This window comes from Limnohabitans sp., assembly GCF_031539175.1.
In the GTDB taxonomy this organism is placed as follows: Bacteria; Pseudomonadota; Gammaproteobacteria; order Burkholderiales; family Burkholderiaceae_C; genus Limnohabitans.
Map to the genome: position 1 here is coordinate 1 of NZ_JAVKLQ010000012.1, position 16,961 is coordinate 16,961.

At 53.3% G+C, this 16,961-nt stretch carries 15 protein-coding genes; 11 read left to right on the plus strand and 4 right to left on the minus strand.

Going from position 1 to position 16,961, the window contains the following annotated elements; translation table 11 throughout:
• Window positions 1–180: 180 nt before the first annotated feature.
• From RMS95_RS02530 to RMS95_RS02550, 5 genes are all read left to right on the plus strand, one after another.
• Window positions 181–1,173, plus strand: a complete 993-nt coding sequence (locus tag RMS95_RS02530; protein WP_310643300.1) for a hypothetical protein — start codon at window positions 181–183, stop codon at window positions 1,171–1,173.
• Window positions 1,174–1,208: 35 nt separating this feature from the next.
• Window positions 1,209–2,324 carry a magnesium transporter CorA family protein gene (locus tag RMS95_RS02535; RefSeq protein ID WP_310643302.1) on the plus strand — a complete coding sequence of 372 codons (1,116 nt, stop codon included), beginning with the start codon at window positions 1,209–1,211 and terminating at the stop codon, window positions 2,322–2,324.
• Window positions 2,325–2,450: 126 nt separating this feature from the next.
• Window positions 2,451–3,293, plus strand: coding sequence for a TRAP transporter TatT component family protein (locus tag RMS95_RS02540; RefSeq protein WP_310643303.1), 843 nt, complete (start codon window positions 2,451–2,453; stop codon window positions 3,291–3,293).
• Window positions 3,294–3,303: 10 nt separating this feature from the next.
• Window positions 3,304–4,311: a TRAP transporter substrate-binding protein DctP gene (dctP, locus tag RMS95_RS02545; protein ID WP_310643305.1), complete on the plus strand. Its 1,008-nt coding sequence runs from the start codon at window positions 3,304–3,306 to the stop codon at window positions 4,309–4,311.
• Window positions 4,311–6,095: a TRAP transporter large permease subunit gene (locus RMS95_RS02550; protein ID WP_310643307.1), complete on the plus strand. Its 1,785-nt coding sequence runs from the start codon at window positions 4,311–4,313 to the stop codon at window positions 6,093–6,095. Before dctP ends, RMS95_RS02550 begins: the two co-directional genes overlap by 1 nt.
• Before the next feature lie 23 nt (window positions 6,096–6,118).
• Here the strand turns inward: RMS95_RS02550 and RMS95_RS02555 are convergent, their stop codons facing one another.
• Window positions 6,119–6,808 carry a lysophospholipid acyltransferase family protein gene (locus tag RMS95_RS02555; protein WP_310643309.1) on the minus strand — a complete coding sequence of 230 codons (690 nt, stop codon included), beginning with the start codon at window positions 6,806–6,808 and terminating at the stop codon, window positions 6,119–6,121.
• A 211-nt stretch (window positions 6,809–7,019) separates the two neighbouring features.
• Between RMS95_RS02555 and RMS95_RS02560 the strand changes: the two genes are divergently transcribed.
• The 5 genes from RMS95_RS02560 (at window position 7,020) to sixA (ending at window position 12,425) form a co-directional block, all read left to right on the plus strand.
• Window positions 7,020–7,868: a GNAT family N-acyltransferase gene (locus RMS95_RS02560; RefSeq protein WP_310643311.1), complete on the plus strand. Its 849-nt coding sequence runs from the start codon at window positions 7,020–7,022 to the stop codon at window positions 7,866–7,868.
• Window positions 7,868–8,638 (plus strand): UDP-2,3-diacylglucosamine diphosphatase, encoded by a 771-nt coding sequence (locus RMS95_RS02565; RefSeq protein ID WP_310643313.1) that lies wholly within the window; start codon window positions 7,868–7,870, stop codon window positions 8,636–8,638. The genes RMS95_RS02560 and RMS95_RS02565 overlap by 1 nt, the downstream gene beginning before the upstream one ends.
• Window positions 8,635–9,675, plus strand: a complete 1,041-nt coding sequence (locus tag RMS95_RS02570; RefSeq protein WP_310643314.1) for a glycosyltransferase family 1 protein — start codon at window positions 8,635–8,637, stop codon at window positions 9,673–9,675. The genes RMS95_RS02565 and RMS95_RS02570 overlap by 4 nt, the downstream gene beginning before the upstream one ends.
• A gap of 135 nt (window positions 9,676–9,810) precedes the next feature.
• On the plus strand, window positions 9,811–11,913 hold the full coding sequence (gene ppk1, locus RMS95_RS02575; protein WP_310643315.1) for a polyphosphate kinase 1: 2,103 nt from the start codon (window positions 9,811–9,813) through the stop codon (window positions 11,911–11,913).
• Window positions 11,914–11,924: 11 nt separating this feature from the next.
• The gene (gene sixA, locus RMS95_RS02580) at window positions 11,925–12,425 is read left to right on the plus strand and encodes a phosphohistidine phosphatase SixA (RefSeq protein WP_310643316.1); all 501 of its coding nucleotides are present in this window, start codon (window positions 11,925–11,927) and stop codon (window positions 12,423–12,425) included.
• Here sixA and RMS95_RS02585 read toward each other — a convergent pair.
• Both RMS95_RS02585 and ppx read right to left on the minus strand, forming a co-directional pair.
• Entirely contained in the window at window positions 12,394–12,888 is a 495-nt protein-coding gene (locus tag RMS95_RS02585) for a hypothetical protein (protein ID WP_310643318.1), read from the minus strand. The genes sixA and RMS95_RS02585 overlap by 32 nt on opposite strands.
• A 55-nt stretch (window positions 12,889–12,943) precedes the next feature.
• Window positions 12,944–14,437 (minus strand): exopolyphosphatase, encoded by a 1,494-nt coding sequence (gene ppx / locus RMS95_RS02590; protein WP_310643321.1) that lies wholly within the window; start codon window positions 14,435–14,437, stop codon window positions 12,944–12,946.
• Window positions 14,438–14,617: 180 nt separating this feature from the next.
• Here ppx and RMS95_RS02595 point away from each other — a divergent pair, with 180 nt between their 5' ends.
• Complete coding sequence (locus RMS95_RS02595) at window positions 14,618–15,961, plus strand: carbohydrate porin (RefSeq protein ID WP_310643323.1); 1,344 nt, start codon at window positions 14,618–14,620, stop codon at window positions 15,959–15,961.
• On the opposite strand, the gene RMS95_RS02600 is transcribed toward RMS95_RS02595, so the two are convergent.
• Complete coding sequence (locus tag RMS95_RS02600) at window positions 15,958–16,863, minus strand: LysR family transcriptional regulator (protein ID WP_310643325.1); 906 nt, start codon at window positions 16,861–16,863, stop codon at window positions 15,958–15,960. The genes RMS95_RS02595 and RMS95_RS02600 overlap by 4 nt on opposite strands.
• Window positions 16,864–16,961: the final 98 nt, after the last annotated feature.

Sequence of the window (16,961 nt, forward strand, 5' to 3'; positions counted from 1 at the left end):
CCGTGACGGATGAGGAATTGACTATGATTGAAAACCGATTGAATCATCGCCCCAGAAAGCGACTAGGATTCAAGACACCTCACGAGGTATTCCATGCCTCGTTAAAGCGTGTTGCACTTCGTCCTTGAATCCGCCTTTGTCATATGGCTCGATCAAACTGTCTTTTTATGTTTGATCGACATGCTTAAAGCCCTGAGTTTTTCTGTCTGCTTGTGCCTGTCAATGGCTGCGAGCGCTGCTGATTTTTCATTTGCTTTGTGGGGCGACATGCCCTATGGAAAAAACAAAGACGCTCGTCAAACCCAAGCGGTGATCAACAGCATCAACCGCTCAGAGGTTGCGTTTTCTATCTTTGATGGGGATTTCAAAGATGGCAGCTCACGCTGTGATGACGCGGGCTATCACGCGGCTTATGTGATGTTTGAGGGCATGAAGAAACCCACGGTGTACGTACCCGGTGACAACGAGTGGACCGATTGCCACCGCACCAACAACGGCGGCTACAACAGCCGAGAGCGGCTGTCGCTCATTCGTCGTACGTTTTTCTCGCAGCCGTTGAGTCTTGGGCAAGAAAAAATGCCTCTGCAAAACCAAGGTGCCTTGGGGGAGAAGTTTTCAGAGAACACGCGCTTTCAAGTGGAGGGTGTTGTTTTTCTGGGCTTGAATGTGCCAGGCAGCAACAACAACTGGGTGCCCGATGCGAAAACGTGTGCATCTAAAAGCGTTCGCACACCCGCCGATTGTGAAGAGGCTAATCAAGAGTATGAAGCGCGCAACCAAGCCAACTTGGCATGGTTGGCCTCCAGTTTCGCGCAAGCTACGACCCGCGCTGCGAAGGGCGTGGTGATTGTTTTTCAAGCCAATCCGGGGTTTGACCTCTTGGAAACTGAGAAGGTCGATGAAAGCCAGTTGCCTGAGTACGCGGGCTACCAGTCTTTGATGGCGGCTGTGGCGTATGAGACGGCGCAATTCAAAGGTCAAGTCTTGTTGGTGCACGGCGATGATCATTTTTTCAAAATGGACAAACCTTTGTACGCGCCCAGCAAGTTGTTGAACAACTTCACCCGCGTGCAAACCTTTGGCAGCCCCTCGAACCACTGGGTCAAGGTGCTGGTGAACAAAGATGACCCCGAGGTCTTCACGATCAAGCCGGTGATTGTTCACCTCGATTAAGTGTCCCGCTGGTGGGCTCGCGTACAGTTCGCGCCATGAGAGTTTTTCAAATTAGTCCACAAGCCGTTTCTGAAACGGCACAACTTCCCGAACGATTGCCCGAACAAGGCTTCGTCTGGATGGCCTTTGCGCGTCGTGAATTTGAGGTGCTGCAGCAAGAGATTCAGGGCACCTTAGAGCGCTTGTGCGGCGCGCAAATTGTGGATTTGCATGTATCGGACGTGTTGAACAACCAGCTGCCCTCGCATTACGACTACACCTCTGATTACAACTTGATGGTGTTTCGCCGACTCGCCGCAGGACAAACAGAGTCGGACTTGTCGCGTCCAGGCGAGATCTTGCATCGTTCGCGCGATAAGGGGGGACCGCCCGTTTTGCATCGCATTGATACCAGCCCTGTTGCTTTTGTGGTGTTCGATCGCATGGTGTTGACGGTGCATCCGACCGACTGTGCCATTCGCGAAAGTTACGCTGCGCGTTTGTTGAACTTAGGCGCTTTGGCTGCGAATGCACAAGCGGGTCAACAGCCAAACCGATTGCCCGTCAGCCCCCCTGATTTGATGCTGCGGGTGATCAGCCAAATGGTGGACGGCTATCTCAATTTGCGCCGCGAACTCACGCGTCAACTTGACCATTGGCAAAGTGAGTTGATCAATCCTAAAACGCGCTTCAACAATTGGAGTGCTTTGCTGGACGCCCGTTTGTCGTTGCACCACTTGGATGAAATTTGTGAAGACCAACGTGCGGCCATTCAAGATTGGATCGATGCTCTTGATGCGGTGGTTGAGCCCCATGCCGTGCACCCACGTTCGTTTGAATTGCTCAAAGTTCGCAGTCGCGATGTGCTTGAGCACATTGAGCGCGTGGTGCACCATGTGCGCCGTTTAGAGCAAAGTGCCGAAACCGCCGTGCAAATGCACTTTAATGCGCAGAGCAACCGCACCAACGACATCATGCGCACGCTGACTGTGCTGACGGCCATCTTTTTGCCCTTGAACTTGATCACTGGTTTTTTTGGCATGAATTTCGAAACCTTTGCCGTACTTCATGATGAGCATGGTTTGTGGTGGACGAGTTTGTTCATGCTGGTCTTGGCGGTGAGTTTGGTGATTTTCTTTTGGCGCAAACGTTACTTAGGTGGCAACACTTGAGTCTGTTGCCTTGTCACTGATTTTTCACAATCGCTAGCTAAAGTTCATGTCAATTTATCAATCGATTGACATGAAGGTGGCCTTATTTCTCGCCATATTTTTCAAGCGCTATGCTGCCTGTGTCTCGTGCATGCGCTATCCGCTTGTGCCATCCGTCCCTATGTGGTGGACCAAGCTGCACAGGCATTAAGTCATCAAGATCAAACCACTGAAGAGGACCTGGTCTTGGTCCGCGAGGCCAGTGCTTTCTATCTCAAGATGTCAGAGTCGTTGCTGCGCGAGTCGCCTGGTAATTTGAAGCTGGCTCAATCTGTGGCGGCTGGCTTCACACAATACGCCTACGCTTTTGTGGCCTTCGAAGCTGAAAAAACAGAATCAGTGAATGCCAAAGCGGCGTTTGTGCTGCGTGAACGTGCAGCACGTTTATATGGTCGTGCGCATCGTCATGCCATGACAGCTTTAGAGTTGAATCAGCCTGGTTTGACTAGGGCTTTGGCTGAGCCTACCAAGGCACGGCCCCTACAACTCTCTGAGGAGCAAGTGGGACTGGCTTACTGGGCTGCGGCCTCTTGGGGGGGGCTCATTTCTTTGTCCAAAGATCAGCCTGATGTGGTGGCTGATTTGCCGCAAGCCATCCTCTTGGCGCATTGGGCTTGGCTGTCTCAGCCGAGTTACGGGCAGGGTGCTTTGGCCAGTCTCTTGGGAACGTTTGAAGCCGCACGGCCCAACGGGTCTGTGACGCAAGCCACACAGTATTTCGATCAAGCCATGCGTGATGGTGCGGGCGCCCAAGCTGGCCCCTATGTGGCGAAGGCCGAAAGTATTGCGTTGGCTGTGCAAGACCGCGCGATGTTTGAACAGTTGTTGCACCAAGCCGTTGACGTGTCGACGCGTCACCGACATTTGCAAAACGAAGTCATGCGTGAACGCGCGGTATGGCTGCTTGAGATGACGGACGATTTATTTTGAAAGCTTTGCTATGTTGAAGTCTGCTTTGTTGGTCATGGCCGTTTATGTGGGGGCCATGAGTCCTGTGTTGGCGGCTGACAAACCATTTCGTATCGGGACGCTTGCGCCTAAAAACTCGCTTTACCACCGTCAACTTTTAGAGGTCGGCGAGGCATGGCGTGCTGCGCAAGGTGGCAGCGCTAAGTATGTGGTGTATCCAGATGGTAGCCAAGGCGGTGAGACCGAGTTGGCACGCCGCATGCGTATTGGACAGCTACAAGGCGCACTGTTGTCTGTCGTGGGCTTGCACGAAATTGAGCCCTCAATCAGCGCACTTCAGGCCATGCCGCTGCTGTTCAAGAGTTGGGAAGAGGTTGATTACGTGCGTGAAAAAATGCGCCCTGCTATAGAGAAGAAGTTTTTAGACAAAGGCTTCGTGGTCCTCGCGTGGGGGGATGCAGGCTGGGTTCGCTTTTTTTCGAAGGAGCCTGCATTCAAGCCTGATGACTACAAAAAGATGAAGTTTTTTGCGTGGGGTGGTGAGGCCGACCAGCAAGAAATTATGAAAAATTTGGGCTACACACCCGTGCCCTTGGAAACCAGTGACATCTTGCCTTCCATCCAAACCGGCATGATCAATGTGGTGCCCTCGACGCCTTACTTTGCCTTGGCCAGTCAGGTCTACACCATGGCACCCAACATGTTAGAGATCAATTGGGCGCCAATTGTGGGTGCCTTGGTGGTGACAAAAAAGGCTTGGGATGAGATGTCACCCCCCACGCAAGAGGCGGTGCGCATCGCTGGTGAAAAAGCGGGGTCGCAAATTCGCACCAAAGCCCGTCAAGAAGTCGATGAGGCGGTCGACGCCATGAAAAAGCGTGGGTTGGTGGTCAACAAGCCGAATGCGGATCAAATGCGCGAATGGTTAGACCTCGCTGACAAGCTTTACCCGCGCATTCGTGGGACCTTGGTGCCTGCTGATACGTTCGATGAAGTGTTTCGTCATCTGAAGGTTTATCGCGCGAGCAAGGCGAAGTGATGCGAAAAATTTGGCCGTTGGATGAAGCACTGGCAGGGGTGGCGCTGACGTTGATGGCGCTGATTCCCATCCTTGAAATTGTTGCCCGCCCAGTCTTAGGCCGTGGTGTGGAGAACGCCCCTGTGTTGGTGCAGCACCTCGGTTTGGTGATGGCCATGTGGGGTGCATTGGCCGCCGAGCGGCATGGGCACCTCACAAGTTTAGGTGCCGTGTTCAAAGGTTTTCAGCCTTGGGCGCAAGGCGCTGCTGCGTTGGTGTGTGGGTTGTTGGTTTGGGCGAGCTGGCAGTTTGTCGCGAGTGAACGCGAGGGCGCACAAAGCTTGGCCTACGGCATACCGATGTGGTGGGTGCAATTGGCGATGCCTATAGGTTTTGCCTTGCTCGGCTTTAAGTTGGCCGGACGTTGCGTACCCCAGTTGGGGGGGCGAATTTTTTTAGGACTTCTACTGCCAGTGTTGGGCTGCGGCTTGGGACTGGTTGATGACGGCGAAGTCGTTGCGTTATGGCCGATGGTGTTGGGTTTGGCTTTCATGCTGTTGTGTGGCGCCCCAATTTTTGCTGTGTTGGGTGGGCTGGCTTTGGCACTGTTTTGGCAAGCGGGGTTGCCACTGGCATCGATCGCGTTGTCTCACTACCAAATCACGGTGAACCCGTCGTTGCCCGCTTTGCCATTGTTCACGTTGGCAGGTTTGGTCTTTGCGCGTACAGGCGCTGCGAAGCGCTTAGGTGCGGTATTTCTGGCCATGTTTGGTCAAGGTGTTGTGGGCTCGGTGGTGGCGACAACGGTGTTGTGTTCTGTTTTCACCGCATTCACAGGGGGCAGTGGCGTCACGATCTTGGCGTTGGGTGGGTTGTTGTTGCCGCTGCTGCGTGACGCAGGTTATCCCGAGAAAAAAAGCATCAGTTTGGTGACCAGTGCCAGCGCGTTGGGGGTGCTCCTAGCACCTTCTGTGCCGTTGATCATGTATGCCATCATCGCTCGCGTACCCATCAACACCATGTTTTTGGCAGGTTTGATTCCTGCTTTTGTGATGGTGGGCTGCTTGCTGGTATTTGGTGGATACCTCCGCGTGTCTCGTGCACCAACGACTGTCATGTCATCTTCTGAACCTCTTTCTTTAAGAGGTGCTTTGTGGCAAGCCAAGTGGGAAATTTTGGCACCAGTTGTCGCTGTTGGTTCGCTGGTATCGGGACTCGCCACGCCCACAGAAAGTGCTGCTTTGACGGCCATTTACGCGGTGCTCACACAGACCTTGGCGCACGGTGAATTGAATGGTCGCTTGCTCGCCCAATGTTTGTCGACCTGTGCACAAATCATTGGTGGGGTCATGTTGATTTTGGGCATGGCCTTAGGGCTCACGAATTTCTTGGTTGACGCAGGCGTTCCCGATTTGGCGACGGATTGGGTGCAAGGCGTCACGAGCAACAAGTGGGTCTTCTTGTTGGCCTTGAACGTCTTTTTGTTTTTCGCCGGTGCTTTGATGGAAATTTACGCAGCCATTGTGGTGCTGGTGCCGCTGTTGCTGCCGCTCGCCGTGAGCTACGGCATTGATCCCGTTCACTTCGGCATCATTTTCTTGGCCAATATGGAAATGGGCTTCTTGTGTCCGCCCGCTGGTATGAACATTTACTTTGCGTCTGCTGTGTTTGGCAAGAGCTTGCGCGATGTCGCGCTGTCCGTGCTGCCTGCTTTGGCGGCCATTTTTGTGGGCACGGTGCTGATCTCGTGGTTGCCACTCGTGGCTACGGGGTTACCGGCTCTGGTGGCGGCGGGTTGGCGCTGAGTTTTTGCCGCCGCAAGAGTAGATCAGCTAACGCTGAGGGCCTCTAGCTGCGCGGTCACGCTGCTGCGTGCCAACAAGGCCAAGCTCTTTCTGGAGTGACCTTGCGGCATCAAGCAGGGGCTTGCATGCAGCGTGATGCAGATGCCATCTCGGGCACGCATCACTTGGTGAAGTGAGCTGAGAAAGCTCACGTCGCCGACAAACGCAGCCCTCGTGCAGTGCTCGCCTGTCTGTGTGCTGGTGTAACGCAGAGCCAAGGGCTGCACGGGCACGTCTTGTTGAATGGCGGCCTCGAACAAGTTGCCATGAAACATGTCGACCGTGTGGCCCAAGGTGCTGGTGCCTTCAGGAAATCCGGCGACGTTGTGGCCGCTTCCCATGGCTGTTGCCACTTGGGTGACCATGTATCGTGCCGAGCTGGGTGAGCCACGGTTCACAAACACCACACCGCAGGCTTGGGCAATGGTGCCGACGACCGGCCAACGACGCACTTCTTCTTTGGCCACAAAGATGCTGGGTTGCACGGTTTGAATCGCCACCGGATCTAGCCAAGACACATGGTTGGCCACCAACAGTTGGGTTGTGTTGGACAAAGGCGGTCGCTCAATGTGGCCTACGACGTTGACCGTCACGCCCATCACCGCCAAGGTCTGAGTGGACCAAGTTTGGATAGCCAAGAGCTTTTCTTCGCGATTGAGGCGAGGAAATTGCACCCACAAAATCCAAAACGCACGAAGGAATGCCTGTATCAGGCGTAGATATTTGATAAGCAGCATAAACACCAAGAAGTTTAGATGTCTGATGTGACAAAGCGGTTAAAGGTGTGTCATCAAAATTTCATGGTTTCGTCTTGGTCCCGTCACGCGATGTTTTGAGAATTGCAGCCATTGCAAGACATACATCACGTCAAAAAAAGGACTGACCATGAAAGAATTGCCAAACCCCACGATGCCGTTGTCGTTGATCGACTTCCCTCGGGGGTCACTTCATCGACACGATCATCAAGCTGAAAAAAATCTTGTTGCGCCCCAAAAAACTCAAGAGCGTCCAGCGCTGATTGTTGAGTGGGCCAAGCACCAAGATGAGGTGCGTGAGGCGCAGCGTTTGCGTTACGACGTGTTTGCCACGGAAATGGGGGCACGTTTGAAAGAGAGCATTCCAAGCCATGACATCGATTTGTTTGACGATTACTGCGAACACCTGATCATTCGCGATGATGCGACCGAGCAGGTCATTGGCACCTACCGCGTGCTCACGCCCGCACAAGCGAAACGCATTGGCAGCACCTATTCTGACTTAGAGTTTGATCTGATTCGCTTGCGTGCTTACCGCGAACGTATGGTGGAGTTGGGTCGCAGCTGTGTGCATCCTGAGCACCGCCACGGTGGCGTGATCATGGCGCTGTGGGGTGCTTTGGCTGAGTTCATGGTGCGTAACAAGTTGGATGTGATGATCGGTTGTGCCAGCATTCCGATGTTGCATCAAGGTGTCATCAGTGGCGAAGTGGCTGCGAGCATTTGGCACCAACTCAAGCAAACACATTTGGCCGAAGTGTCGGACCATGTCACCCCTCGTTTGGCGTTGCCTGTGGATGAGTGGGAAGTCAACCCCGCTTTTGAGCCACCTGCATTGATCAAAGGCTATTTGCGCTTGGGCGCCAAAGTGTTGGGTGCGCCTGCATGGGACCCTGACTTCAACACCGCCGATCTGCCGATGCTCATGAAGATCAATGACATGCCTGCACGTTACCGCAAACACTTTTTGGGTGCTTGATGCATTACCGGGCGATTTTCATTTCTGATTTGCATTTGGGAACGCCTGGATGCCAAGCCGATGCTTTGCTTGATTTTCTGAAGCTCAACACCAGTGACTACTTGTACTTGGTAGGTGACATCGTCGATGGCTGGCAGTTGCGTCGAAAATGGTATTGGCCACAAGCGCACAACGATGTGGTGCAAAAGCTGCTTCGCAAAGCGCGAAAAGGATGCCGGGTCATTTATGTGCCTGGCAATCACGATGAATTTGCGCGTGGATTTTTAGACCATCAATTCGGCGGCATTGAAGTGGTGGAGGAAGCCACGCACTTGACGGCAGACGGCCGTAAGTTGTGGATCATTCATGGTGACTACTTTGACGCCGTGGTTCAGCAAGCCAAGTGGCTGGGGTATGTGGGCGATTATTTGTACGAATTCACGCTCAAGCTCAACCGCTATTTGAACAATATGCGTGGTCGATTGGGCTTGCCTTATTGGTCGTTGTCTGCTTATTTGAAACACAAGGTGAAAAAGGCCTTGAACTACGTCACTGATTTCGAGAATGCTGTGGCGCATGAAGCTGCCAAGCATGGCTATCAAGGGGTGGTGTGTGGCCATATTCACCGCGCTGAAATTCGTGATGTGAACGGCGTTTTGTACTGCAATGATGGTGATTGGGTGGAAAGCCGAAGTGCTTTGGTTGAGCATAAAGACGGTCGTTTGGAACTGGTGTTTTGGAATGCGGAAGCCAAGGCAGTTGAAAAACCGAAGTTGCTCAAAGTCGCATGAAGATTGCATTGATCACAGACGCATGGCGTCCACAAATTAATGGTGTTGTCACCACTTTGGTTGAGTTGGTGGACCAACTCAATGCGCAAGGCCATCAGGTTGAAGTGATACATCCGGGTCTGTTTCAGACGCGCCCTTGTCCAGGCTATGCGGGCATTGAGCTGGCGGTGCGACCCTTTGCGCAGCTCAAAGCGCAGCTGGATCGTTTTGCACCGGATGCCATTCACCTTGCGACCGAGGGTCCTTTGGGCTGGGCGGCCCGCAAATATTGCCTGCGTGCAAAGTTGCCATTCACGACGGCATTTCATACGCGATTTCCTGAAATTTTGAAGGCTGCTTTGCGTGTGCCTTTGTGGATGGGCTATGCCTTGTTTCGGCACTTTCATCGGCCTTCTTCGGGGGTGATGGTGCCCACACAAGGTGTGATGCGGTTGCTGGATGGCAAGGGCTTTAAAAACTTGCGCAGTTGGACCCACGGCGTGGACATGTGTTTGTTTGAGTTTTTCTCGGCCGCTCAGCACCATCCCGATTTGGACGATTTACCGCGTCCTGTTGCGTTGTACGTGGGGCGCGTGTCATATGAAAAAAATATCGATCAATTTTTAGCGATGCCTTGGCATGGCAGCAAAGTGGTTTGTGGTGTCGGACCCTTAGAAGTTCAGTTGAAAGAGCGCTTTCACAATGTCCGTTGGCTGGGTGTGTTGCCGCGTGATGAATTGGCCAAGGTGTATGCCAGTGCAGATGTCTTCACTTTTCCTAGCCGTAACGAAACCTTTGGCTTGGTGATGCTCGAAGCCATGGCGTGTGGTACGCCCGTGGCGGCTTATCCTGTCGATGGACCTTTGGAGGTGTTGCGTGATCAGACGGGGTCAACGCCGCGCCCGCAGGGCGGTGTCTTGCATGACGATTTGGGTTTGGCCAGTTTAGAGGCGCTCAAGGTGCCGCGTCACAACGCACGTTTGCAGGCGTTGAGCTTTAGTTGGGACGAAGCCACGCGTTTGTTTGAGTCACATTTGGTCAAAATTTCCCCACGATGAAATTGACCGGGAAACGTGCGCTGGCGCGCAGTCTTTGCTTTTTCAAATACGTCAAGCTTGCAAAGTTACGTTGATTTGTCACAAGATTGTCACGATGGCAAGACAAACTTGCAGGCATTGAAATTAGGTATTCACATGACCACTGCGCCAACGACCCCAAAGACACCTGTAGCCCCGGTTTCGACCGACTGGTTAGACCGAGATTTGAGTCTGCTGGCTTTCAACGCACGCGTGCTCGATTGGGCGAAGCGTCCAGATGTGCCGTTGTTAGAGCGTGTGCGCTATTTGTGCATCGTCTCATCGAATTTGGATGAGTTTTTTGAAGTCCGTGCTGCACTTTATTCCAGCATCGAAAAACCCAAAGCCGCGCCAGATGCCGCAAGTGCCAAAGCACATTTGAATTTGAGCGAGGTGGCACACGCGTTGGTCGATGAGCAATACGCGCTCTACAACGACGTGCTGATGCCAGCTTTCGCCAAAGAAGGTGTGCGTATTTTGTCGCACGGTGAGCGCAACTTGGCACAGCACCGTTGGGTGAAGTCCTATTTCGATCGTGAAGTTCGCCCGCTGCTTTTGCCTGTGGGCTTAGACCCCGCACACCCCTTTCCTCAAGTAGCGAATAAGTCGCTGAATTTCATTGTTCGCCTTTCGGGCAAAGATGCTTTTGGTCGTGACAACGAAATTGCGATTGTCAAAGTACCTCGCAGCTTGCCGCGCCTCATCCCCATTCCTGAAAAATTGTCTGGCAAGCGCCAGTTGTTCGTGTCGATCTCCAGCGTGATTCGCGCCCACTTGAAAGACCTCTTTCCTGGCCGCGATGTGGGCCAGTTTTCTCAATTTCGCGTGACGCGCCATTCAGACTTGGCGGTAGACGAAGAGGATGTGAAAAATTTGCGCACGGCCTTACGCAAAGGGCTGGTGCATCGCAACTATGGCCAAGCTGTGCGTTTGGAAGTGTCGGCGGGCTGTTCGGAGCATTTGTCGGACTTTTTGTTGCAGCAGTTTGAGCTGCCTGCCTCCGCGCTTTACCGCGTGCATGGCCCCGTCAATTTGGTTCGTTTGAATCAGTTGATTGATTTGGTGGACAACCCCAAGTGGCTGTTCCCACGCTACGTGGGCAGCTTCCCGCACCAACTCAATCCCAACACCTCCATTTTTGAGCAATTGCAGGCGGGCGATGTCTTGATTCATCAGCCCTATGAGAGCTTTGATGGCGTACTCGCCTTTTTGCGTGACGCCGTGCGCGACCCCGATGTGTTGGCCATCAAGCAAACGATTTATCGCACAGGTGCCGATTCGGTGTTGATGGAGTTGCTGCGTGAGGCCGTACAACGCGGCAAAGAAGTGACCGTGGTGGTGGAGCTGAAAGCGCGCTTTGACGAAGAGGCCAACATCAATTGGGCTGAAAAACTGGAATACATCGGTGCACAAGTGGTGTATGGCGTTGTGGGCTTGAAAACCCATGCCAAGATGCTGCTGGTGTCGCGTCGCGAAGGCCGCGTCATTCGTCGCTACGCACACCTGTCGACAGGTAACTACAACCCCCGCACGGCCAAGCTCTACACCGATTTAAGCCACCTCACTTGTGACCCTAAGCTGACGCAAGACGTGGAAACGGTCTTCAATCTATTGGCCAGCCAAAGCAAAATTCCGCGTCTCAACAAGATGCTCATTGCACCGTTTCATTTGCAACGTAGCTTGATCGAATGGGTGGATAAAACGGCCGCCTCTGCTGCTGCAGGTGTCGCCAGTCGCATCGTGTTGAAGATGAACACGTTGACGGATGAAAAGCTGATGGAGGCTTTGGTGCGTGCAGGTCAAGCTGGTGTGCAAATTGATTTGATCGTTCGCGGCGCTTGTATGTTGCCTGCACAGCGCGCCGGATTCACGGACAACATCCGTGTGCGTTCCATCATCGGCCAATTCTTAGAGCATTCACGCGTGTTTTACTTTGCCAGCGGTGATAACGAAGTCTTGTATTTGTCGAGCGCCGATTGGATGAACCGCAACATGCTGCGTCGTGTTGAGCTGGCTTGGCCTGTCGAAGACGTGGCGTTGCGTACGCGAATCGTCAACGAATGTTTGGTGGCATATTTACAAGACAACGTCGATGCTTGGGTGTTGGATGGAGAAGGGCATTACAAGCGCGTGCAAGCACCCAAAACACGGGCTGGAAAACTCAAAGAGCCGCACAGCGCGCAGGCTGCATTGAAAGCCTTGTATTCCGCCAAAGTTTGAAGGGATCGGCAATGGATTTGATTTTGTGGCGCCATGCAGAAGCAGAAGTTGCCGCACAGGGCGATGATGATTTATCACGTGCGTTGACGTCTAAAGGCGATCGACAAGCCCAACGCATGGCCGCGTGGTTAGACAGCCATTTGCCAGACGGCACCCGTATTCTGTGTAGTCCTGCGAAGCGGACGGAGCAAACGGCCAAGGCTTTGGGCCGTAAATTTAAATTGCGCGAAGAGTTGATGCCAGACAGCAATGCAGATGCTGTGCTGGATTTGATCAAGTGGCACCCGGAAACAGGCCCCCAGGGCAAAGGTCCTGTGCTTTTGGTGGGACACCAGCCTTATTTGGGAGAGTTGGTGGCCCGCTTGCTCGGGATGCCTGAGCAAGCTTGTGCCATTCGCAAGGGCAGTGTGTGGTGGCTGCGCACGCGCGTACGCGAAGGTCAACTGCAAACAGTGCTGTTGACCGTGGTCTGTCCTGACCTTATTTCGCGTTCGTGGGACGACCGGTCTTGATGGTGGGCACCTTGATCAAGGCGGCTTTGAATTGAATGTCGCTCATGGCGGCCAGTGCTTTGATGCCTGCACGCAAGAGTTCGCTTTTCTTGACAGGCTGACCTAATTTTCCACCGCGCATTTTGAGGGCGTCGATCACCTCGTATTCGTCTTTAGGAATGGTGAAGCTGTCGCGAACCAGTTTAGGTTTTTTCACCTTGGCTGGTTTTTCTGCTTTGACGGGTTTGGTAGCGACCACGGCCTTTTTAGGGGCTGCGACTTTTGTTGCTTTCACAGGCTTTGCTTTTGGCGCTAGAGGTTTGGCAGCGGCTTTGGCTGTGGGCTTCGCAGGTACTTTTATGGCTGCTTTCTTGGCTGCTGCACGTGGCTTTGCTGCTGCCTTTGGCGCAACGGCTTTCACGGATTGTGGTGCAACCACTTTGGTTTCTAGGGTGGCTTTGACCGGGGTGGCTTGGGCTGTCATTGATCGACCTTCAGTTGAAAAAGAGTAAACAGTATAAACCGTTTACTCTTTTTTGTTAATGATTCAAAAAATGAAGCGACCAAGGCGTACGCTCCCATGCGACACACTCTTGTCTGAGTAGATGCGCCGATTGTGGGTAGCGGTTTATCCACGCGGTATCTGCCGTTAAAACAAACAGTTGTCGCAGGTCATTGCACCGCAAGGAGAGGCCGCCATGGTCTGGCTCTTTGCGTGCATGGCACAAAATGATCGCAATGCGTAGCGCTAAGAGCAGTTTGACGAATTCGGGTTCATCGAACTCCGCTTCTAATTTTTTCAGTTTGCCTCTTTGACCAAGTATCAGCACGCTGAGACGATGCAGTTCTTGCATGCCAAAACCCAACAGGTCGGCGTTGTCCAAAATGTAGGCGCCGTGCTTGTGATAGTCACTGTGTGAGATGGCCATGCCGACCTCATGCAGGCTGGCAGCCCAGGCGAGTTTGCGTTCTAGCTTGTCGGTGTTTGCGGTGTCCTTGGGCCCGATGCGCTCAAACAGCGTCAAGGCCGCTTTGCTCACGCGTTGGGCTTGCGCCGCATCCACCGAGAATTTTTGAGCCAGCCGTTGGACCGATACGTCCCGCGCATCGGTGTTGTGGTCATCACGTTCGACCATCTCGAACAACACCCCGTGACGTAAGGCACCTTGTGCGACTTGCAATGTGTCGATTTCCAGCAATTCCATCAATGCGCGCAGGACGCTCACACCTCCGCCAATCACGGCACGTCGGTCTTCTTTCAAACCTTCCATGCGAACGTTGGACGCCTGGCCTGCACGCAGTAAACATTTCACCAACCAGTTCAAGCCTTCGCGCGTCACTTGCCCTTCGGGCCAACCCGACAGCGCCAAGATGTCTGCTACGGCGCCGACGGTGCCTGATGCACCGTAGGCGGTGTCCCATTGCGTGCGGGGGTAGCTGCTGAGGGCTTCTTCCAACACCGCTTGTGCGGCAATTTCAGCGCGGTAAAAGCTTTGTTCGGTGAACTCCCCTTGTGGGAAGTACGTCATGGACCATGTCACACTGCCCACTCGGAATGAGGCTGTTTGGCTGGCTTGCGTGCCCATGCCCAGTACCAATTCCGTGGAGCGGCCTCCAATATCGATCACCAACCGGCGTTCATCGCTGTGCGGCAGCATGTGCGAAACACCTTGATAAATCAAGCGCGCTTCCTCGGTGCCTGCAATCACTTCGATGGGGAACCCCAAAATTTCGCAACCGCGTTGAATGAAGGCTTCTCGGTTTTTGGCTTCGCGCAGCGTTTGGGTGGCCACCGCACGCACTTGGGATTTTTTGAAACCAGAAAGACGTTCGGCAAAACGCGCCAAGCAAGCCCAGCCCCGTTCCATAGCGTCTGGCGTGAGGTTTCGATCTTCGTCTAAGCCATTGCCTTGACGGACGGTTTCTTTCAAATACTCAACGCGTTGAATTTGTCCATGGTCGTAACGACCAATTTCAAGTCTGAAGCTGTTGGAGCCTAAATCGATCGCTGCAAGTAAGGTGCCGTGGTTCATAGAAACAATATTATCTTTTTCGCGTGACATATTTGTGTCAATCGTGTGAAGCATGTGCATCAGGCCGCCAAGTTGTCATGAAATGGTCACGTTGGCGGGGTAAGTTATGCCTTTGCCTCTCGCTTCATACAATGCATCTGGTTGTTTTTTTTGTTGGTTGATTGACCTATTCTTCGTTTCATGTCTTTTTCTTCTTCGCCATCTCAAATTCTGGGCTTTCTGTTGGCGTTGTTCGCCTGCACGGGATGGGCGCAGACCACCGAAACGGAAGATGAATCGGCCCGTTACCAAATCACCTACAACACGCAGCGCCACTTGGCGTTCAATGCGCCTTATTCGAGTCCAAACAGTATTTCCTCTCAAGCCGAGCGCATGTACACCCTCAGTGCGACCGCGCATTGGGGCTTTCGTCCTTGGCAAGGCGGAGAGTTGTATTTCAACCCTGAAATCACGCAAGGTTTGCCATTCACTGGCAACTTGGTGGGCTTGGGCGGTTTTACCAACGGTGAAATTACCCGCGCAGGGGGAACTGACCCTAAGCTGTATCGCCAACGACTGTTTGTGCGTCAGACGTGGAATCAAGGCGGGGGTCAAGAGGTCGTTGAATCTGACTTCAACCAAATGGCCGGCTTGGTTGATAAAAACCGCTGGGTATTGACGGTTGGCAACTTCTCAACCCTCGATGTGTTTGACGACAACACCTATGCCAAAGACCCTCGCACCCAGCTCATGAACTGGGGCAACTGGACTTACGCCGCTTACGATTACGCCGCAGATGCACGCGGCTTTGGTTGGGGCTTCGCGGCCGAGTGGTACCAAGACGACTGGGTGCTGCGCTTTGGTCGCATGACTGGCCCAACATCACCGAATGCCCAGCCCACCGACTTTGCCCTAGCACGCCACTATGGCGACCAAGTGGAGCTCGAGCGCTCGCATCAACTGCTGAATCAACCCGGTAAATTGCGCGTGCTGGCGTGGCGCAACCGTGCACAGTTGGCGAGTTTCAATGATGCCACGCAGTGGTTGCAACGCCCAGGCACGCCTGTGCAAACGGGGCCTGATGCGCTCATCGCTGTTCGCAACGGTGAAAAAGTGAAATACGGTCTAGGCTTCAACGTCGAGCAGGCCATCAACGCCGATGTGGGGTTTTTCTTACGCGCCATGAAGGCGGATGGCCACACCGAAACCCATGCATTCACCGAGGTGGACAGCTCTTTGTCGACCGGTTTGGTGTTCAAGGGTGGTTTGTGGGGTCGAGCGGATGACGCGGTGGGCGTGGCGTTCATGCGCAACACCTTGTCTGCAGACCGGCAGCAGTTTTTGAAGGCCGGTGGCATTTCGTATTTCATTGGTGATGGCCAACTCAACTACCGCCCAGAGCAAATTTTGGAAACCTTTTACAGCTTTCAAGTGGCACGAGGCACATGGTTGACGGCAGATTTTCAACACATTCAAAACCCTGCTTACAACGCGGATCGTGGCCCTATACAGGTGTACGCAGCGCGTTTTCACGCAGAGTTCTAACTCTGTTGCAAGGCCGACAAGAGAAGCTGGGTCGAGGCAGATAACTCACGTTTGGGGTTGAACGCCACCACCAACTGACGTTGTGCCCAAGCGTCTTTGAGGCGAATCACTTTGAGTTGGAGTGCTTGAACTTGGCTGGCACAGGCGCCCAAGGGAATCACGCCAACGCCCAAGCCTGCGGCAATCATGTGACACATGGCGTCAAAGCTCCGCACTTGTACACGCATGTGCATGTGTTGACCTTCTTGTTCTGCCACGCGCGAGGTGAGTTCTAACAGTGAGCTGCCTGTATTCAGGCCAACGAAGTCGTATTGCAGACACGTTTTAAAGTCCACAGCTTTGAGTTTGGCCAGCGGGTGCGTGGCATGGGTGAGTACGACCAATTCGTTGGTTTGAAAGGGTAAAACTGTCAATCCATCCATCGGCGTTTCGTCGGCCAAGACACCAATATCTGCAATGCCGTCGACCAATGCACGCGCAATGTCGCCGCTGAGTTGCTCTTCCACTTCCACCCGAATATCGGCGTGTTCAGATAAAAACGTGTGAAGGATGTGCGGCAGGTACTCCGTGAGAGAAGACATATTGGCCCACAAGCGCACATGACCGCGAATGCCTTGCGAGTAATCGCTGATCTCACTGTTGAAACGCTCTAAGCCTTGAAATAAACGAATGCAGTGCTGCAATGCCAAGTGCCCCGCAGACGTCAATTGCACGCCTTTTTGACTGCGATCTAACAATAGCGACCCAGTCGCTGCTTCGAACTCTGACAAGCGTCGACTGGCCGCTGACAACGCCAAATGGCAGGTTTCTGCACCTTTGGTGATGCTGCCCGTTTGAGCGACCGCACAAAACAGGCGCAAGGTCACAAAGTCGAATCTGCTGAGGTTAAAGCTTTGTTTCATGGGTGACTCTGTTGACCTTCGCAAAAAGCGAAGGAGATTTTACGCATGAGCAATTTTCTTGTTGGCATTTTGTTTTTACAGTCTTAGCCATGTCTGAT